Consider the following 18,903-nt stretch of genomic DNA (forward strand, 5'->3'; position numbering starts at 1 on the left):
GCGACAGTGTATAACCGGATTGGCTATCGACGCACGATCAGATAAACACCCACGGCGACCATGATGCCGGCCGGCCAGTGGCCCAGTTGGTTCAGCGGCCCGCCAATGGCCAGCATCACGCCACCGACCAGGTGCGCGGCGCCCAGCAGGCGCAGGAACCAGTCGTCCTTGCGCTTCTGCCACGGCGGCGCGGGGTCTTTGGCGTGGGGCTGGGACATGCGCTCCAGCAGGTCACGGGTCATGTTGGCCAGGTGCGGCAACTGTTCGAACTGGCTGTGCAGGTTGCCCAGCAGGGTTTTCGGGCTGACCCGCTCGCGCATCCAGCGTTCCAGGAACGGCTGCGCGGTGTTCCACAGGTCGAGGTCCGGGTACAGCTGACGGCCCAGGCCTTCGATGTTGAGCAGGGTTTTTTGCAGCAGCACCAACTGCGGCTGCACTTCCATATTGAAGCGCCGCGCGGTCTGGAACAGGCGCATCAGCACCTGGCCGAAGGAAATATCTTTTAATGGTTTTTCGAAGATCGGCTCGCAGACGGTGCGGATCGCCGCTTCGAATTCGTTGAGCTTGGTTTCCGCCGGCACCCAGCCCGAATCGATGTGCAACTGCGCCACGCGGCGGTAGTCGCGCTTGAAAAAGGCGAACAGGTTGCGCGCCAGGTAGTCCTGGTCTTCCGGGGTCAGGCTGCCGACGATGCCGCAGTCGATTGCAATGTACTGCGGGCTCCACGGGTTGACGGTGCTGACGAAGATATTGCCGGGGTGCATGTCGGCGTGGAAGAAACTGTCGCGGAACACTTGGGTGAAGAAGATCTCTACGCCGCGCTCGGCGAGCATCTTCATATCGGTGCGCTGGTCGGCCAGAGTGGCGAGGTCGGTGACCTGCACGCCGTAGATGCGCTCCATTACCAGCACTTTCGGGCGGCACCAGTCCCAATACACCTGCGGCACATACAGCAACGGCGAGCCTTCGAAGTTGCGCTTGAGTTGGCTGGCGTTCGCCGCTTCGCGCAGCAGGTCGAGTTCGTCGTAGATGGTTTTTTCGTAGTCGGCGACCACGTCCACCGGGTGCAGCAGGCGCGCATCGGCAGAGAACCGTTCGGCGGCGCGGGCGAGGATAAACAGCCACGCCAGGTCCTGGCCGATGATTGGCTTGAGGCCCGGGCGGATCACCTTCACCACCACTTCTTCGCCGGTCTTGAGCTGTGCGGCGTGAACCTGCGCAACCGAGGCCGAAGCCAGCGGCTCGACGTCGAAGCGACTGAACACCTCGCTGATCTTCTTGCCCAGTTGTTCTTCGATCAGCTTCATCGACTGCTGCGAATCGAACGGCGGCACGCGATCCTGCAGCAGCATCAGTTCGTCGGCGATGTCTTCGGGCAGCAGGTCGCGGCGCGTGGAGAGGATCTGCCCGAACTTGATAAAGATCGGTCCCAGGTCCTGCAGCGCCAGGCGCAGGCGCGCGCCCCGGCTCAGCTCCAGCTGTTTGCGCGGGAACCAGCGCCACGGCAGCACATAGCGCACCGCCAGCAGGAACCATGGCAAAGGCAGGGCGAACAGCAGGTCATCGAGGCGGTAGCGGATTACGACGCGCTGGATACGGAACAAACGGCGGACGGCGAGCAGCTTCATGCGTTATCGCTTGGATCAAGGGAACGGCTCAGGCGCTCGAAGCGGGCCTCGAGGCGTTCCAGGTCGATTTTGGCCTTGTCGAGTTCACGAAAGCGCGCTTGCGCTTCGCGTTCTCCGACCAGGGTGCGCGATTCTTCGCTCAGGTATTCGGCGAGGTTCTGGTTGAGGCTGGCGAACCCCTGCTGGTACCAACGCGTGCGACTGCGCAGGTGCCCGCTGATCAGTTGGGTGGCGACGGGGCCGATCCAGCGGGACAGCTCGTATTCCCAGTCCAGCTCCAGGTCTTGCAGCACTGCGGCCAGGTCCATCAGCACCGCGCTGTCGCCTTCCAGGTGCACTTCAGGGCCGTGGAGAATGGCGGTCTTGTTGCGGCTCAGCGCCAGGTGCAGCAGGCTCGTCGCCGGTGCACGCAGGGTGCAGTCGGCGTCGGCGGCCCATTGAGTGGCGAGCAGCAGGCCTTCATCGCTGGGCAGGATAAACAGCTGCAAGGCGGGGCTGGTGCAGTCCACGGCGATGACCTTGCCGTTCAAATGCGCGAGCCGCGCCAGGGCGGTGCTGTCCAGACGCAGTACACGGTTGACGCCGTGTTCGACGCTGGCGAGAAGGCCTTTGAGCAGCATCAGGGCTTGATGCCACGGTGCAGGGCGACGATACCCGAGGTCATGTTGTGGTAGGTCACGCGGTCGAAACCGGCTTCTACCATCATCGACTTCAGGGTCTCCTGGTCGGGGTGCATGCGGATCGATTCGGCCAGGTAGCGGTAGCTCTCGGCGTCATTGGTGATCAGCTTGCCCATCAACGGCATGAAGGCGAAGGAGTAGGTGTCGTAGACCTTGGACATCAGCGCATTGGTCGGTTTGGAGAACTCCAGGACCAACAGGCGGCCACCCGGCTTGAGTACGCGCAGCATCGAGCGGATCGCGTCTTCCTTGTGGGTCACGTTGCGCAGGCCGAAGGCGATGGTCACACAGTCGAAATGGTTGTCGGGGAACGGCAGCTTTTCAGCGTCGGCCTGGACGAATTCGATATTGCCGGCCACGCCCTTGTCGAGCAGGCGATCGCGGCCGACCTTGAGCATCGAGCCATTGATGTCCGCCAGCACCACCTGGCCGGTAGGGCCGACGAGCTTGGAGAACTTCGCTGCCAGGTCACCCGTACCGCCGGCGATGTCCAGCACACGGTTGCCGGTGCGTACGCCCGACAGCTCAATGGTGAAGCGTTTCCACAGGCGGTGCATGCCGCCGGAGAGCACATCGTTCATCAGGTCGTACTTGGCCGCCACGGAGTGGAACACCTCAGCGACTTTTTCCGCTTTCTGGCTTTCCGGGACGTTCTTGAAGCCGAAGTGAGTGGTGGGTTCGGCATCGCTGCCTTTGCGCTGATCAGTCATATCGCTGTCACCAAAAGAGAATGCGGCACATGATAATCCCCAAGGCCTGCTTTGTCTTGGCAAGGCTGCAGGTAAGATAGGCGGCTACCGAGACCTTTTGCCGCATCGAAGGTTTTCCAAGCCTTATAAAGAGGAGTCATTGCAATGGCCCGTATAACCGTTGAGCGTGCACATTCCCTGGGTAAAGAAGGGGCACGCGCAAAGGCCGAGAAGTTGGCGCACACACTCAAGGAACAATATGGCCTGGAACCTTCGTGGTCCGGCGATACCTTGAACCTCAAGCGGTCAGGGGTTAAAGGCACAGTAGTAGTGGGGGATGATTCGCTGCGCATTGATGTGGAACTGGGCCTGTTGATGTCGGCCATGAGTGGCACCATCAAGTCCGAAATCGAGAAAGCCCTGGATAAGGCCCTGGCCTGATCCGGCAGTACTTAGGGTGCCGATTCTAATTTTCCAGCCTACTTTGTGCCCAAGCCCTCAACTCCTGTGGGCCGTTCCTCCCCCCTTTTCTGCGTGAGGTGCACCATGGCCAAAGTTATCCTGAAGAAAAAAATCGACGCCCAGACCACCGCCCTGAGCGACGTTAAAACCTATGCCCGCAAGATCTGGCTGGCGGGTCTTGGTGCCTACGCCAAGGTTGGAAGCGAGGGCAGCGAGTACTTCAAGGAACTCGTTAAAGCGGGTCAACATGTTGAAAGTAAAGGCAAAAAAGTTGCAGTGGAACAACTTGATGCTGCCAACAGTCAGATGGACCAAGTAAAGAGTAATGTCTCCGCGGTCAAAGGTCTGGTAGAAGTTCAGCTGGATAAAGTTGAAAAAGCTTTTGATACTCGCGTTGCCAGTGCCTTGAATCGAATTGGCATTGCGTCTAAACATGACGTGGAGACACTCTCTGCTAAGCTCGAAGAGCTGACGGCATTGCTCGAACGTGTCGCGCGTAAACACTAAGGAGACATCGGGATGGCTGTTAAAAAGACTACTCAGAAAGAAGGCAGCTCGTGGGTCGGGAAAGTTGAAGAATATTCCCGCAAGATCTGGCTGGCTGGTTTAGGCGTTTACTCGAAGATCGACAGTGACGGCAGCAAACTCTTCGAGACGTTGGTTAAAGACGGCGAGAAGGCCGAGAAAGTAGCCAACAGCGCAGTGGGCAAGAAAGTTACTGCTGCCAAGGCGACTGCCGGTTCGCGTATCAGTGATGCGAAGAAACAGGTATTGGGTACTTGGAGTGAACTTGAAGGGGCCTTGGACACACGTCTCAACAAGGCCATTTCGCGACTGGGCGTGCCGAGCCGTACTGAAGTCAAGGCGCTGCACACCAAGGTCGATACCCTGACCAAGCAAATCGAAAAACTCACCGGCGCCAAAGTGACTCCGGTGAAAACTGCAGCTGCTAAGCCGGCTGCCAAGCCTGCTGCGAAAACTGCTGCTGCCAAACCGGCCGCGAAAACCGCCGCCAAGCCTCTGGTGAAAGCTGCTGCCAAGCCTGCTGCGAAACCAGCGGCCAAGGCACCGGCAAAAGCTGCCGCCAAGCCGGCGGCCAAAACCGCCGCTGCCAAACCGGCCGCCAAGCCTGCGGCTAAACCCGTAGCTGCTAAAGCCGCTGCCAAGCCTGCCGCCAAACCGGCAACCAAGGCCGCAGCAAAACCAGCAGCTAAAACCGCAGCCGCCAAACCGGCTGTGGCAAAGCCTGCAGCCAAGCCAGCCGCCGCGAAGCCGGCTGCAAAACCCGCTGCCGCGAAAAAGCCGGCTGTAGCGAAAAAACCAGCAGCACCCAAGCCAGCTGCAGCGGCCAAGCCTGCCACTGCACCGGCAACCACTGCTTCATCAGCCAACTCGGTTTCCGCGCCGACGCCCGCTGCCGTGAGCCCGACTGCAACGCCGGTACCCACGACGCCAACCAGTCAGTCCTGATTTTTCCGGGACACAAAAAATGCCCGGCCTGCAAAGGTCGGGCATTTTTTTGCTCGCCTGCATTGTGACCGTGGCTCCAGGCTCGGTCAGTTGTAAGTGATCGAAACGGTCACCGCGCTGGCCAGGGTGCCTTGAGTGATCACTGCGCCGGTTTTGTGGTACGTCGCTGTGAGGGGGATCACGGCCTTGTTGCTGCTGCTTGCAATGGTACGACTGCGCTGGGCGGCGTTCCCGTTGGCAGGGATGGCATAAGCGGGAGAGACCCGGTGCAGTAGCCGAAGGGCTGTACCCTTGGAGGTTCCCGTGTTGGAAAACAGCGTGGCGTTCCCGGCGGAGGCTGTGCCCGCGAACAGGAAAATCACGTTGCGAAGATCCGATTCGCACTCGGCAGATATCTCGAAATCAAACGCGCCCGCGCTGGACGTCGCGTCCAAGTCCGAAATCTTGATAGTTGGCAGGGTGATGGTACGGTTTTCGTCGCCGGCCGCCAGGTTACACGTACCGGCATTGACTTGGCCGGTAAAGCGCAAGGTGCCTGTGGTCGCGGCCTGGACCGCATTGGCGGCCAGACTTGAAGTGATTGCCAAAAGCAGGGGGAGTGTTCGCAAGCTCATCAAATAGCTCTCAGGTTTTCAGTTATAGGTAATGTTGACGGTGGCGGTACTGACCAGCGTGCCTTGGCTGACCGTGCCGTTTCTGTGGTAAGCCGCGCCGAGCGGCAGGACCGCTCTATTGCCCGAAACCGCGACGGTGCGGGTACTCTCGGGACCGCTGGGAAGAAGGTTCTGGACCCTTCCGTTGAGACGTGAATAAAGCCACACCGCGACGCCGCCGGCAGTGCCGGTATTGGCGAGCAACTGGTCATTGCCTGGCGCGGGCGTGCCGGAAAAACGAAAGGTGACATTGGATGCGTTGGTGCAGTTGGCGGTGAGCTCGAAATTGCGTTCGCCGGTATGGGTTGCGTTTTGAAGTGTGCTGACCTTTATGGGGTCAAGCGAGATCATGCGGTTTACGTCACCGGTCGCCAGGTTGCAGGTGGCGGCGGGTCTGATAAAGCGCACCGCATTGCCGAGCCGCAGGGTAAAACTTTCCGGGCGTCTGTCCCTTCTCTCCTGCCAAATGTCTCCGGCTGTTACCACCCCGTCCGTTACCGGCCCGATCTTGTAGAACTTCAACTCTGCGGCTGTGAAGCTGGGGCTTACTCTGGCCGTGAGAGAGGTTCCTTGTCGATTATGCATTGCAAAGAAATGGGTTGTTCCCCTGGCATCCGTGATGCGCAGGCGTACACCAACCCCTGGCACCTCGGTGCGAAAGACGAGCGTGTCGATCGGATCTCTTGTCTGGTACCGACCTGTCACCGCTACATACGGGGCGTAGCAGTTCGTGAAAAAAGCGGGAGCTGTTCCGCTGAATGCACCGCTGATGATTTCCCCTCCCACAGGAAGGTTGTCCGGCACGGTGACGGTAGCGGGAAGGTTAAGGATGAGCGTGCTGTTCATATACCGTTCACAACTTGCTTGAGCTGCGATCGGCAGACCAAGGGCCAGCAGCGTAGAGATAAATTGTATTGAGTGTTTCATCGTCACTCCCTCAGTGAAAAATTGGCCGACTCGACCTGGCAGGTGCCCGAGTCCAATTGCCGCAAACGGCTGGCACCCTCAGCATCCGGTTGCGAGCCGAGGTCGTAGCGCAGTCGGCATGTGGCGCTGGCATCAGCCCCCCACTTGACCGTCAACTGCCCCTGCGTGCGAGATACGCGCACGAACGCCTTACCGCCCTGCCCGACCACGCCGACACTCGCGCCGTCTTCATCGAACACATCCGAGCCGAATGGCAGCGGGCTGCCATCCTCGCGCGGTGCGTTAATCAACAAGGCCTGGCCGCTTACGGTCTCGAATTGCAACTTCACCACCGACCCGGCGCGTGGGGCCACGTTTTGCGCGGCGGTCTTGAGTTCCACATCGACGGACAGGTCTTTAGGGTCGAGTTCGACGACGTTCTGACGGTAGGGTGTGAGGTGAGGCACCACGGCAAAACCGCTTTTTCCGACTTGTGAACGGTGGTTGCCATTGATCCGCGCGCCCAAGGCGTCGGGCGCCTGGACGATGCCGATGGTGTCACCCAATTCTGGAGCGAAGGTCACACCGTCAGCGTGGGCGACAATACCTCCGGTCATGCCAAACGATGTCGCGCGATATGCATTGCTCTGGCCATAACCGGCGGATAGCAGGCCATGGCTTGTCTGGTATTTCACGTCTGCACTGGTTGCGTTACCGCCGCCGAGCGTCCGGCTGGCCCCCACGCCGTAGCTGAACTCACTGCGCTCGCCGAGACTGCCGCCCAGGCTGACTCGCTCGCCGCTGCTTTGATCGCCGCGATAGGCCGTGGTGGTCAAGGTTGGCGAGCGTGCGTCGCTGCCCAGTGGCAGGCTGACGGTGAGGTCCACTTGCTTGTCGACCCGGTCACTCAGCAAGTCGCGGGTGCGCTGCGCACTGACGGTGTAGTGAAGGTTCTTCCAGGTGCCGCTGTAACCTGTGGTGAACGTCAGGTTGCCGCTTTTGCGGTTCCAATAATTTTGCGAAGAGCCGGTCAGATACACCGAGCCGTTACCCATGCTTTGGCTGAGGCTGATGTCCATCCTGTCGCGTAGCCGTGACACGTTGTCCAGGCTCAGCCCGTCAATGGCGAGGTTGCGCACGCGTGCGGCATCGCTCAGGGCCAGGAAGCCTTCGGTGGAGTAGCGGTACGCGCCGAGAGCGAAGTGGGTTCCAGTGTCGGCGAAGTTTTTGCTGTAGCGCAATTGCAGGCTTTGCCCCTCACGTGAACCGTGGCCCGGCAGGTACGCGTTGGAGTGGGTCAGGTCAAGGGACAGCGCGCCGAGCCGCGTATTGAATGCCGCGCCGAGCAATTGCGATCGGTAGTTGTCGGCAAACACCGCGCCGGTGTACCCGGTCAGCAGATTGCTCAGGCCATGCTGGTAAGTGGCTTGCATCAGCGTGGGAGGGTGCCGTAGGCCGATTTCATCCAGCTGACCAATGCTCAACGAGTAACGGCTGTGACCTGGACGCAGGAGGTTGGCGTTGGCGGCGAACGGCACGATGAACTCCCGCGTGCGGCCATCGGCCTCGGTGATGGTGACGTTCAGGTCACCCCCGTAGCCGGTGGGAAACAAATCGTTGAGGACAAACGGGCCAGGCGCTACAGACACTTCGTCCAGTAACACACCGCGTTGGCGCACGGTGACGCGCGCATTGGTCTCGGCAACACCGCGCACCACCGGGGCAAAGCCCGTCAGGGAGTCAGGCAGCATCCGGTCATCGCTGAACAGGCTGGCGCCCTTCAGGCGCACGCTGTCAAACAGCTCCCCTGAGGTATAGATCTCGCCCATCATCAGTTGTGATTGCAGCGTGCTCACTTCGCGCTGCACATAAGTGGCGCTGCTCTGATAGCCAGAACCGATATTGGTTTGGCTGTAGCTGCCGTTATGGCGCCAGTGCCAATCTCCCAGATTGAGGCCGGCATTCAGGCCCAGGTAGTTGGCGCTGAGCGAACTTCCATTGGCCAGGGAGGCAAATCTATTGGCGTTGTAACGCACGAAGGCGGCATTGATGCCGCTGTCCCAGTGCTGCGGGTCGACGTAACCCCGCGCCTTGCGTGCCAGGTAAATCTGGGGTACCTGCAAGTCCAGGCGGTTTTCACCCGAGTCAAATTGGCTGCTGGCGCCCGGCAGGTAAGTCGCGATGTCGGCGCAACTGGAGAACGCCGATGCAGGCGGCGTACTCGAGTCGGTGGGTTGTGTGGGTTCTGCATCCACGTTGATGCCAAATCGGAGCAGTGCCTCACGCTCCAGGCACAATTGCGCCGACGACTGGCCTGCGACCGCAGTGAAGGCCAGGGTTTCGCGTCCGATCCATTGGCCGTTCAGGTGGATATCGGAGCGGTAGTTGCCGGGCAGTACGACGTTGCCCTGGCTGAATTTTGAAATATCCACCTGCAAGCCGGCTGCGCCGTCAGGAAAGAAAGCCGGGTTGAACTCAACACGTTCGGCACTCTGGGCGGTTGCTGCATAAACGCCACATACCGCCAGCACGCTGTGTATCGCAAGCGCTGAGCGGTGACGTTCCAGGGAGCTGCTGCTTACGCCTCTGGGTGTGCTCAAACTTATGTTTACCGTTCCCGGAGGTAGTTGCTGCCCGAATTTAGGCATAGGGAGTTCCTGCCCGAATAAATGGGCATCCAAATGTGTGTGATGACGTGGTCTGTGTGGCCAGCCGATGGCTGGATGTCTGGACGCTACGGTGGGCGGCGAGTCCGGGCAGTCATGGGGATACCTCGGCGCTGTGGGAGACTTTTACCCCAAAGTCGTCAAGCGTCTGGAACTCGACGGTTGCGGCAGTCCTCGCCGGTGTTTTGAGCGTAGGTAGCTCAAAGCTATTACGACCTCCAGGTACCACCATGTTCCCGGCGCCTGATGCTGCCGGTTCACGGGGATGACGCTGCCCGGAGTCCTGCAATTCGATGTGTTCGAAGGTCACGTGATACGGGCTCGGGTTATAGACTTCCAGTGCCTGACCATGCTCGGTTGAGTCTCGACGCCATTGCAATTTTTCGGGCGCGGCCTCGGCCGCGTACGGTAGATTCGACGGACGAAAAAACAGCTTGATCCGGGTCCGGAAGGCGAGTTGCAACTGATTGCAAAGAGGGCGACTTCGATGTGATCGGTTCCTTTGGCACGGGCAGGGATTTGCTGGAAGCGCTCTCCAGGCGGCCTGCGGATGTTGTAGTGATGGACTTTATCCTGGCGCCGTCGGACAGCGATGGCCTTAGCCTGCTTCAGGCACTGAACAGGCGCTTCGGTAAATGCAGGCCTTTGATTGTGTGTTCGCACTACACGCCTGCCACCGTGTCACTGTCGTTGAAAGCCGGATGTTGGGGAATTCTGGGGAAAACCCAAAACCTGTCTGAATTGATTACAGCTATTCGAACCGTCGCCCAAGGCCGGATTTACCTGCAGCCTTGTATGGTGCCTGCGCTTCAGGGCATGCATTCAGTACTTGATGTCGCGAATGTAAAGAAGAAAGTGGACTTATCAAGTTCGTTGGAATTGAACGCCTGCCTTACGCCCAAAGAGCAGGAGGTGTTGCGGTGTTTTCTTGATGGAATGTCAGTAAATTCAATTGCCGCCAAGTTCTCGCGAAGTGCAAGTACGATCAGTACGCAAAAACAATCGGCTTACCGGAAGCTGGGCATTAGCAGTGACAGCGAACTATTCAAGTTCAGTCACCAGTTTGGCTAGCGTGGGGGATGGGACGTCAAACGTGTTCATCCAGATAGCGCAATGCCAATCGCTCTGTCGCCAGCCGTGCCGGTAATAACAAGTGCGGCGCGACCAGCATCATGATCTGGTACACCACCACCCGCACCTCGCCTTCACGATCAAGGATCCGCTGGTAGTCCAGGGAGAACAGTAAGGTCATGGTGATCTGTTCCACCAGTTGCCCCAGCGCCTGGGTGTCACTGACCACTTGCCCCGCCGCCTGCAATCGCGCCAGCAAGGATGCCAGGGTGCGCTTGAGCGCCGTGAGCAGGTTGCGAATACCTTTGGCCAGTTTCGGCAGGCGTCCGGCCAGGTTGGACAAGTCCTGGAACAGGAACCGATAGTGGGCCATGCGCTCGACGATCAGGTGCAGGAACAACCAATAGTCCTCGGCCTTCAGTTGCGCATCCGCCGGCGGGTCGAGCAACGGCGCCAGCTCACCTTGGAAACGCTCGAACAGGCCAATGACCAGTGGCTCCTTGCCATGGAAGTGGTAGTAGAGGTTGCCGGGGCTGATCCCCATTTCATTGGCCACCTCCATGGTCGATACATTTGGCTCGCCCTTCTGATTGAACAACTGCAGGGCACATTCAAGGATACGGTCGCGGGTCTTCATCCAGTCTTCTTAATGGGGTCGTTGAGCTCAGCGCACTCGCACGTAGGTGCCCGGTGCCGCTTCCATCGGTGGGTAATTCTGGTTGCCCAGGGCGGTGAGGGTTTCGCGCTGTACGCCCGAGCGCTGCTGGATCCACGCCAGCCACTGCGGCCACCAGCTGCCCTCGACATGGCTGGCGTCGTAGTACCAGGCGCGTGGGTCGCTGCTCAGCTTGGGGTTTTCGACGTAGTTGGCCTTGGGGTTGCCCGGTGGGTTGAGGATGCTCTGGATATGCCCGCTGTTGGACAGCACGAAGCGCCGCTCACCCCCCAGCAATTGCGTGGAGCGATACACCGCGTCCCACGGCGTGATGTGGTCGTTGATCCCGGCCACGCTGAAGCTGTCCACCGTGACTTTCTGCAAGTCGATGGGCGTGCCGCACACCTCCAGGCCGCCGGGATGGCTCAGTGGGTTGTGTTTGAAGAAGTCCAGCAAGTCACCATGCAACGCGGCGGGCAGGCGCGTGTTGTCGTTGTTCCAGTACAGGATGTCGAACGCGGGCGGTTCCTTGCCCAGCAAGTAATTGTTGATCCAGTAATTCCAGATCAGGTCGTTGGGGCGCATCCAGGCGAACACCTTGGCCATGTCGCGGCCGTCGAGCACGCCTTGCTGGTAGGAACGACGTTTGGCGGCTTCGAGGGTTTGCTCATCGGCGAACAGCATGGCGGGGCTGTCGATCTGGCTGTCCAGCAGGCTCACCAGGTAGCTGGCGCTGGAGATGCGGCGCAGCTGGCGCTTGGCTTGCAAGTGGCCTTGCAGGGCGGCGATGGTCAGGCCACCGGCGCAGGCGCCCATCAGGTTGACCTCGCGGGCGCCGGTGATGGCCCGGCAGACGTTGAGCGCTTCCTCCAGCGCCGCCACATAGGTGGACAGTCCCCATTCGCGGTGGCGCACGTCCGGGTTGCGCCAGCTGACCATGAAGGTCTGCAGGCCATTCTTGAGGGCGTACTGCACAAAACTGTTGGCCGGGCTCAGGTCGAAAATGTAGTACTTGTTGATTTGCGGCGGCACGATCAGCAGCGGCTTGGCGTACTGTTTTTCGCTCATGGGCTTGTACTGGATCAACTCCAGCAGCTCATTGCGAAACACCACCGAGCCTGGGGTGGTGGCCACGGTCTTGCCGACTTCAAAGGCCTGTTTGCTCACCTGGCGTGGCAGGCCGTTGTTGTGCAGCAGGTCGTCGAACAGGTTGCTCACGCCGCGCACCACACTGCTGCCGCCGGAGTTGAGCAACTCCTTGATGGCCAGCGGGTTGAGCAGGGTGTTGGACGGTGAGACGGCGTCGTTGAGCAAGGCGAAGGCAAAGTGCGCGCGGGCACGGTCGTCGGCACTCAGGGAGCTGTCGTCGATCCAGTGGCGGGTCTGTTTCTGCCAGCTCAAATAGGCTTGCAGACTGCGTCGGTAGAACGGGTTGAGCGTCCAGGTCGGGTCGATGAAACGGCTGTCCCGTGGGTTGGGCTCGTGCACGGTCTCACCCAACAGCACGCGACCCAGTTGACCGCCGAGGGCCAGGGCGTGACGGGCGGTATGCACCGGGTTGCGCCAGCCGTGGGCGGCAACGCTGCGCAGGGTCGACAGCAAATCCCGACCGCGCAGGCCGGTGATCGCGTTTTGCGCATTGATGAACGCGGCGGGGGTGGGCGCCGGGTTCGTCACGGGTCTTTCTCGCATGAGCCAACACTCCTTCGTCAAGCCATCAACAGGCACGCCAATTCAGAACCATAGTCGGTTCTCGGCAAGTTGCGCGGCGGTGTGGTCCTTACACCGCTGGTCGCGGGTGAATCACGGCCCGCATGCGCTCCTCCTCGAGAAACTTCATGATGATCGGCGCCACGGCTTCAGCCCGGGTGATCAGGAACAGGTGGCCGTCATCGATGATGTGCAACTGTGCGTTGGGAATGCGCCAGGCCAGCATGCGCATGTTGATCAGCGGGATCAGCGGGTCGTCGTCCCCGGCCAGCACCAGGGTGGGCTGGCGGATCTTGTGCAGCCAGTGGATGCTGGTCCAGCCCAGCCCCGCGAACAGTTGCCAGTAGTAGCCGAGCTTGCCGGCCGAGCGCACTTTGCTCGCGTGCTCGGCCGCCAGTTTCGAATCGCGGCGGAACGAGCCGCCATAAATCATTGGTGCGATGCGCACCACGTGGGACGGTTGGATGTAGCGCCGGGGGCTGGCCATCAGCCACAGCACCTTTGGCTTGCCTGGCACCATAAAGGCACCGGCAGCGGTCGCCGCCAGGATCAGCTTCTTGCAGCGCTCCGGGTAGTCGTAAGCAAACTGCTGCGCCAAAGCGCCGCCCCAGGACACGCCTACCGCGTTCACCTGGCCATAGTCCAGGTAGTCCAGCATGCGTGCGGTGAGCTTGGCCAGGCCGGGAAAGCGATAGGGCCGGTTGGGCGTCGAGGAACCGCCCACGCCTGGTACATCGAAGGCGATCACTTCCAGGTCCGGGTCCAGGGCCTGGACGAACGGAAACACCAGCTCAAGGTTGGCGCCGATGCCGTTGAAGATCAGCAACGGCGTCAAGTGGGGCTTGCCCGGGCGTACCGCCGTGCGGATGGTCTGGCCATCCAGGTCGATGGTACGGAAGATGAACGGTTGCGGCATGCTCAAGCCCTGTGAAGTGTTACAGCTGGAATGCAGTCAGTGTGGGAGGGGGCTTGCTCCCGATAGCCGTGTGCCAGTTTCAGATGTTGTGCCTGACACGCCACAATCGGGAGCAAGCCCCCTCCCACATTTGAACGCATTTCAATTTAGCGTTCGTGTACGTAAGTCCCTGGGGCGGCTTCCGCTGCGGCATAGGTCTTGTTACCCAAAGTCGTCGGTGCCTTCTTCAGCTTGCCCGCTCGCTCCGCTTGCCACACCTGCCAATGCAACCACCACGAATCCGTGTGCTTGGTCGCATTCTCCTGCCACTCCAGTGGCTTGCCCGCCAGGCTATCGCTGGTCTGGTAGCGCGCCTTGGGGTTGCCGGGCGGGTTGAGGATGCTCTGGATATGCCCGCTGCTGGACAGTACGAACTCCACCTTGCCGCCAAACAGCTGTGCCGACTTGTAGCACGACTGCCATGGCGTGATGTGGTCGTTGGTGCCGGCCAGTGAGTAAATATCGGCCGTGACCTGCTTGAGGTCGATCGGCGTACCGCACACTTCCAGGGCATTGGCGCGTACGAGTGGGTTGTTTTTGAATAGCTCGATCAGGTCACCGTGGAACGCCGCCGGCAAACGCGTGGTGTCGTTGTTCCAGAACAGGATGTCGAATACCGGCGGCTCATTGCCCAGCAGGTAATTGTTCACCCAGTAGTTCCAGATCAAATCGTTGGGGCGCATCCAGGCAAATACCTTGGCCATGTCGCGGCCTTCCAACACGCCGGCCTGGTAGGAGTGGCGCTTGGCCGCTTCCAGGGTCTGCTCATCCACAAACAGCGCCACCTGGGTGTCCAGGGTGGTGTCCAGCACACTCACCAGCAAGGTCAGGGCGTTGACCTTCTTCTCGCCCAGCGCCGCGTAGTGGCCCAGCAGGGCGGTGCAGGTGATGCCGCCGGAGCAGGCACCGAGCATATTCACGTCTTTGCTGCCGGTGATCGCGGTGACCACATCGACCGCTTCCTTGAGCGCTTCGATATAGGTCGACAGGCCCCACTCGCGCTGGGCCTTGGTCGGGTTGCGCCAACTGACGATAAAGGTCTGCTGGCCGTTGCGCAGGCAGAAGCGCGCCAGGCTCTTCTCCGGGCTCAGGTCGAATACATAGAATTTGTTGATCTGCGGCGGTACCACCAGCAAGGGACGTTCGTGCACCTGTTCGGTGATCGGCTGGTACTGGATCAGCTCCAGCACGTCGTTGCGAAATACCACCGCACCCTCGGTGATGCCCAGGGTCTTGCCCACTTCAAATGCGCCCATGTTGACCTGGCTCGGCATGCCGCCGTTGTGCACCATGTCCTTGGCCAGGTGCGACAGGCCGTCGAGCAGGCTCTTGCCACCGGTTTCAAAGAAGCGTTTGACCGCCGCCGGGTTGGCCGCGCTGTTGGTGGGGGCCATGGCTTCGGTCATCAGGTTGATCACGAAGTGGCCGCGGCTGATGTCCTGGTCCGACAGGTTACTGTCGCCGATCCAGTCGTGCAGTTCCTTGCGCCACGCCAGGTAGGTTTGCAGGTAGCGTTTGTAGAGCGGGTTCTGGCTCCAGGCGGGGTCGTGGAAGCGACGGTCATCGCTTTCGGGTTGCAACTGCGATTTGCCGAACATCACGTTCTTCAATTCAACGCCAAAGTGGGCGACGTGCTTGACGCTGTGCAACGGCTGCTTGATGGCTTGGGTCAGCACCATCTTGGCCGAGGCCAGTAAATCCTTTTTTCGTAACGCGATGATCGGGTTGAGCCCCAGGGTGTTTTCCGAGGCCTGGCGTTTCAAGTCATCGTTGTTCTTGTTACTCATCTACGACGCTCCATTGTCCGAAAGACGAGTACCGGGTACCGCTGCGCACCAGGTTTCGATACACAACACAAGCCAGGTACTGCGACTCGGGTGACCGTTGATACCGCATCGTCAAATGCAGGGAACTTGCCAGTTCCATTGGTTACCCGAGTTTAATTTTTTTCGCAAGCGGGCCAATCGTTGACCACGCGACAGGGCATTCAAGCAGATGAAATTAGAAAATGCTCTCTAAAGAGCAAGAGGCCTGGACTAGAGCATCAGCCGCACGACGGATTCGCTCGGATCGCGGGTTTTGCCGGCCGCCTTGAGCTCGGCAAGATAATCGGCCCACAACGCGTCCTGACGCACGGCCAATTGGTAGAGGTAGTCCCAGGTGAACAGTCCGCTGTCATGCCCGTCGTCGAAGGTCAATTTCAGTGCGTACTGGCCCGCCGGTTCGATCTTGGTCAAGCGCACGTTGAGCTTGCCGAATTGCAGGATAGGTTTGCCGTGGCCCTGGACCTCGGCGGAAGGCGAGTGCACCCGAAGCAGTTCGGCGGGCAATTGATAAACCTCGTCGGGCCCGTAGGTGAGGCCGAGGGTGTTGGAGGTTTTGTGCAAATTAACAGCGGTGGGGAATTTCGGCATTGGGGACACCTTGGGCTGCAAGCTACAAGCTGCAAGTTGAACGTGCTCAACTTGCGGCTTGTAGCTTACAGCTTGCGGCTTACAGAATGTACCGCGACAAGTCCTCGTTCTGCGCCAATTCGCCCAGGTGGCTGTTGACGTAGTCGGCATCGATCTTGATCGTTTCGCCATTCTGCGCCCCGGCCAGGTCGCCGGCGCTGAAGGACACTTCCTCAAGCAGGCGCTCAAGCAAGGTGTGCAGGCGACGCGCACCGATGTTCTCGGTTTTCTCGTTGACCTGCCAGGCAATCTCCGCCAGGCGCTTGATACCGTCCGGCAGGAACTCGATGCCCAGCCCTTCGGTTTTCAGCAGCTCACGGTATTGCTCGGTGAGCGACGCGTGCGGTTCGCTGAGAATGCGCTCGAAGTCGCCTGGGGTCAGCGCCTTCAGCTCTACTCGAATCGGCAGGCGGCCTTGCAGCTCGGGCACCAGGTCGCTTGGCTTGCTCAGGTGGAACGCACCCGAAGCGATAAACAGGATGTGGTCGGTCTTGACCATGCCCAGCTTGGTATTGACGGTGCAGCCTTCGATCAGCGGCAGCAGGTCACGCTGCACACCTTCGCGGGATACATCGACGCCGCCGGAGTTGCCGCGTTTGGCGACCTTGTCGATCTCGTCGATAAACACGATGCCGTGCTGCTCAACGGCTTCCAAGGCCTTGGCCTTGAGTTCTTCCTCGTTCACCAGGCGCCCGGCTTCTTCGTCGCGCACCAGTTTCAGCGCTTCCTTCACCTTGAGCTTGCGGCTTTTCTTCTTGCCCTTGCCCATGTTGGCGAACAGGTTCTGCAACTGGCTGGTCATCTCTTCCATGCCTGGCGGTGCGGAGATGTCTACGCCAGAGACTTCAGCGACTTCGATCTCGATTTCCTTGTCGTCCAGCTGGCCTTCACGCAGGCGCTTGCGGAACAGCTGGCGGGTGTTGGAATCCGAGGCTGGTGCGGCGTCTTCGTTGAAACCCATGCGTGCCGGTGGCAGCAAGGCGTCGAGGATGCGTTCTTCGGCGGCGTCTTCGGCGCGGTGGCTGACCTTGGTCATTTCCTGTTCGCGCAGCAGCTTGAGGGCAGCGTCGGCCAGGTCACGAATGATCGACTCCACATCGCGGCCCACATAGCCGACTTCGGTGAACTTGGTGGCTTCGACCTTGATGAACGGCGCGTTGGCCAGCTTGGCCAGGCGTCGGGCGATCTCGGTTTTACCGACGCCGGTCGGGCCGATCATCAGGATGTTCTTCGGTGTTACTTCAACACGCAATTCTTCCGGCAGTTGCATCCGGCGCCAGCGGTTACGCAGCGCGATGGCAACGGCGCGCTTGGCATCGTCCTGGCCGATGATATGGCGATTGAGTTCATGGACGATTTCGCGGGGAGTCATGGACATAGTGTTTGGCGGCCTCAAGCGGGAATAAGCCTACGGCTTACTCGGCGAGGTCCTGCTCCTCAATGGTGAAGTTGTGGTTGGTGAACACGCAGATATCGCCGGCGATGCCCAGGGCAGTCTCGACGATTTCGCGGGCCGACAGGTCGGTTTTCTTCAACAGTGCGCTGGCTGCGGCTTGTGCATAACCACCGCCGGAGCCCATGGCGATCAGGCCATGTTCAGGCTCAACCACATCGCCGTTACCGGTAATGATGAGGGATGCATCTTTGTTGGCGACGGCCAGCATGGCTTCCAGGCGGCTGAGGGAGCGGTCGGTGCGCCATTCTTTGGCAAGTTCGACAGCGGCGCGTACGAGGTGGCCCTGGTGTTTTTCCAGCTGGCCTTCGAAGCGCTCGAAGAGGGTGAAGGCGTCGGCGGTGGCACCGGCAAAACCGGCGAGGACCTGGCCGTGATACAGGCGACGCACTTTTTTCGCATTGCCTTTCATCACGGTATTGCCCAGGGAAACCTGGCCGTCGCCACCCATGACGACTTTGCCGTGGCGACGTACTGAAACGATGGTGGTCAAGGGGAGAGTCTCCACGCAGCGGGGCGAAAATGCCCTGATGGAAACTCATATGGGGGTGGCAGGGGGGATTTCAACCATAGGGGTTTATGGCGGACGAGTGGTGTTTATCGGTCTGACACACATTCCAGGGCGCTGCAAAACCAAATGTGGGAGAGGGCTTGCCCCCGATAGCGGTGTATCAGTCGCCGAAAATATTGACTGAACTACCGCTATCGGGGGCAAGCCCCCTCCCACATTCATGCTGGTGTGTCTCGAAATCAGCGGCTCTGGCGCTGTTGTAACAACAGGTTGCTAAACCCGGCGCCGGCCAATTGTTTCTGTGCCACGGTCAGCTGTTCGCGGTTGCTGAACGGCCCCACCAGTACGCGATACCAGGTCGCGTCCTTCACCGTGCCGGACTCCACCGTCACCGTCTGGCCCAGCAGAATGATCTGCGCACGCACGCGATCCGCGTCCGCCTGTTTCGGGAAGGAGCCCGCTTGCAGGAAGAACTTGGTCACAGGGGCGGCTTTGGTCTCCGCAACCGGTGGTGCTGGTGGCGGAGTAATCCCGGCCAGTGCGGCCTGGGCCCGCGCGGTGTCGATTTTCGCAGCTTCTGCCGGGGTTACCGGGGTGGTCGGCACTTGCGGTGTCGGCAGGGTTTTCTCCGGCACGGCGTCAGGTGGCACGATCACTTCCGATTCCGGCAGCAGCGTATAGAAGTCGTACTTCGGCTTTACCGGTGCCGTTGGGCTCGGTGCGGTCTTGTTGGCTTCAGCCATTTTCGTGGCCTTCTGCTGTTCCTGCTTGACGCGTTTGACGTCATCGCCCTGGCCTGGGTCCAGCTTCATCAGGAACACGATAAACGCGCCGACCGTGAGGCCGATGGCCATCCACAACCAGCCCGGGATCGGCTTCTTCGCCGGGGCCTGGTAGCGGCTGGCGCCGCGCTTGGGTGCAGGTTTTTTCTTGGCAGCCAA

18 protein-coding genes and 1 pseudogene are annotated in these 18,903 nt (G+C 60.2%); 4 read left to right on the forward strand and 15 right to left on the reverse strand.

Annotation, left to right across the window (positions count from 1 at the left end):
• Positions 1 to 23 precede the first annotated feature (23 nt).
• From ubiB to ubiE, 3 genes are read right to left on the reverse strand one after another with little or no spacing between them, the layout of a single operon-like run.
• On the reverse strand, positions 24 to 1,628 hold the full coding sequence (gene ubiB / locus AB1462_RS03235; RefSeq protein WP_090400994.1) for a ubiquinone biosynthesis regulatory protein kinase UbiB: 1,605 nt from the start codon (positions 1,626 to 1,628) through the stop codon (positions 24 to 26).
• Positions 1,625 to 2,248 carry an SCP2 sterol-binding domain-containing protein gene (locus AB1462_RS03240; protein WP_315335859.1) on the reverse strand — a complete coding sequence of 208 codons (624 nt, stop codon included), beginning with the start codon at positions 2,246 to 2,248 and terminating at the stop codon, positions 1,625 to 1,627. Before AB1462_RS03240 ends, ubiB begins: the two co-directional genes overlap by 4 nt.
• Positions 2,248 to 3,018 carry a bifunctional demethylmenaquinone methyltransferase/2-methoxy-6-polyprenyl-1,4-benzoquinol methylase UbiE gene (gene ubiE, locus AB1462_RS03245; RefSeq protein WP_003171186.1) on the reverse strand — a complete coding sequence of 257 codons (771 nt, stop codon included), beginning with the start codon at positions 3,016 to 3,018 and terminating at the stop codon, positions 2,248 to 2,250. Before ubiE ends, AB1462_RS03240 begins: the two co-directional genes overlap by 1 nt.
• A gap of 144 nt (positions 3,019 to 3,162) precedes the next feature.
• On the opposite strand from ubiE, the gene AB1462_RS03250 reads away from it, so the two are divergent.
• From AB1462_RS03250 to AB1462_RS03260, 3 genes are all read left to right on the forward strand, one after another.
• Complete coding sequence (locus AB1462_RS03250) at positions 3,163 to 3,438, forward strand: polyhydroxyalkanoic acid system family protein (protein WP_090400992.1); 276 nt, start codon at positions 3,163 to 3,165, stop codon at positions 3,436 to 3,438.
• A 105-nt stretch (positions 3,439 to 3,543) separates the two neighbouring features.
• A complete protein-coding gene (locus AB1462_RS03255; protein WP_090400991.1) occupies positions 3,544 to 3,966 on the forward strand; it encodes a phasin family protein in 423 nt (140 codons plus the stop codon).
• Between the two features lie 12 nt (positions 3,967 to 3,978).
• The gene (locus AB1462_RS03260) at positions 3,979 to 4,929 is read left to right on the forward strand and encodes a phasin family protein (protein ID WP_367246148.1); all 951 of its coding nucleotides are present in this window, start codon (positions 3,979 to 3,981) and stop codon (positions 4,927 to 4,929) included.
• Positions 4,930 to 5,015: 86 nt separating this feature from the next.
• Here AB1462_RS03260 and AB1462_RS03265 read toward each other — a convergent pair whose 3' ends face one another.
• The 4 genes from AB1462_RS03265 to AB1462_RS03280 all read right to left on the reverse strand — a co-directional run bounded on the left by AB1462_RS03265 (position 5,016) and on the right by AB1462_RS03280 (position 9,617).
• Complete coding sequence (locus AB1462_RS03265) at positions 5,016 to 5,543, reverse strand: fimbrial protein (RefSeq protein ID WP_259193447.1); 528 nt, start codon at positions 5,541 to 5,543, stop codon at positions 5,016 to 5,018.
• A gap of 18 nt (positions 5,544 to 5,561) precedes the next feature.
• Positions 5,562 to 6,509, reverse strand: a complete 948-nt coding sequence (locus AB1462_RS03270) for a fimbrial protein (protein WP_367246150.1) — start codon at positions 6,507 to 6,509, stop codon at positions 5,562 to 5,564.
• A 2-nt stretch (positions 6,510 to 6,511) separates the two neighbouring features.
• Positions 6,512 to 9,136, reverse strand: a complete 2,625-nt coding sequence (locus tag AB1462_RS03275; protein WP_367246152.1) for a fimbria/pilus outer membrane usher protein — start codon at positions 9,134 to 9,136, stop codon at positions 6,512 to 6,514.
• A gap of 112 nt (positions 9,137 to 9,248) precedes the next feature.
• Complete coding sequence (locus tag AB1462_RS03280; protein WP_367246153.1) at positions 9,249 to 9,617, reverse strand: molecular chaperone; 369 nt, start codon at positions 9,615 to 9,617, stop codon at positions 9,249 to 9,251.
• Between the two features lie 11 nt (positions 9,618 to 9,628).
• Here AB1462_RS03280 and AB1462_RS03285 point away from each other — a divergent pair.
• Positions 9,629 to 10,225, forward strand: a pseudogene (locus AB1462_RS03285) (LuxR C-terminal-related transcriptional regulator); the annotation flags it as partial.
• Between the two features lie 16 nt (positions 10,226 to 10,241).
• Here the strand turns inward: AB1462_RS03285 and AB1462_RS03290 are convergent.
• From AB1462_RS03290 to AB1462_RS03325, 8 genes are all read right to left on the reverse strand, one after another.
• A complete protein-coding gene (locus tag AB1462_RS03290) occupies positions 10,242 to 10,862 on the reverse strand; it encodes a TetR/AcrR family transcriptional regulator (protein ID WP_090400983.1) in 621 nt (206 codons plus the stop codon).
• A 27-nt stretch (positions 10,863 to 10,889) separates the two neighbouring features.
• Positions 10,890 to 12,572: a class II poly(R)-hydroxyalkanoic acid synthase gene (gene phaC / locus AB1462_RS03295; protein WP_259193438.1), complete on the reverse strand. Its 1,683-nt coding sequence runs from the start codon at positions 12,570 to 12,572 to the stop codon at positions 10,890 to 10,892.
• 88 nt (positions 12,573 to 12,660) lie between these two features.
• A complete protein-coding gene (gene phaZ / locus AB1462_RS03300) occupies positions 12,661 to 13,506 on the reverse strand; it encodes a poly(3-hydroxyalkanoate) depolymerase (RefSeq protein WP_053140530.1) in 846 nt (281 codons plus the stop codon).
• A gap of 146 nt (positions 13,507 to 13,652) precedes the next feature.
• A complete protein-coding gene (phaC, locus tag AB1462_RS03305; protein ID WP_090400981.1) occupies positions 13,653 to 15,332 on the reverse strand; it encodes a class II poly(R)-hydroxyalkanoic acid synthase in 1,680 nt (559 codons plus the stop codon).
• Positions 15,333 to 15,581: 249 nt separating this feature from the next.
• Entirely contained in the window at positions 15,582 to 15,959 is a 378-nt protein-coding gene (locus AB1462_RS03310; protein ID WP_065925716.1) for a gamma-butyrobetaine hydroxylase-like domain-containing protein, read from the reverse strand.
• A gap of 79 nt (positions 15,960 to 16,038) precedes the next feature.
• Positions 16,039 to 17,376, reverse strand: coding sequence for an ATP-dependent protease ATPase subunit HslU (gene hslU / locus AB1462_RS03315; protein WP_090400980.1), 1,338 nt, complete (start codon positions 17,374 to 17,376; stop codon positions 16,039 to 16,041).
• 37 nt (positions 17,377 to 17,413) lie between these two features.
• Positions 17,414 to 17,944: an ATP-dependent protease subunit HslV gene (gene hslV, locus AB1462_RS03320; RefSeq protein WP_010563201.1), complete on the reverse strand. Its 531-nt coding sequence runs from the start codon at positions 17,942 to 17,944 to the stop codon at positions 17,414 to 17,416.
• Between the two features lie 257 nt (positions 17,945 to 18,201).
• Positions 18,202 to 18,903, reverse strand: coding sequence for an SPOR domain-containing protein (locus AB1462_RS03325; RefSeq protein ID WP_027605014.1), 702 nt, complete (start codon positions 18,901 to 18,903; stop codon positions 18,202 to 18,204).

This window comes from Pseudomonas sp. SB113 (genome assembly GCF_040754745.1).
In the GTDB taxonomy this organism is placed as follows: Bacteria; Pseudomonadota; Gammaproteobacteria; order Pseudomonadales; family Pseudomonadaceae; genus Aquipseudomonas; species Aquipseudomonas grimontii.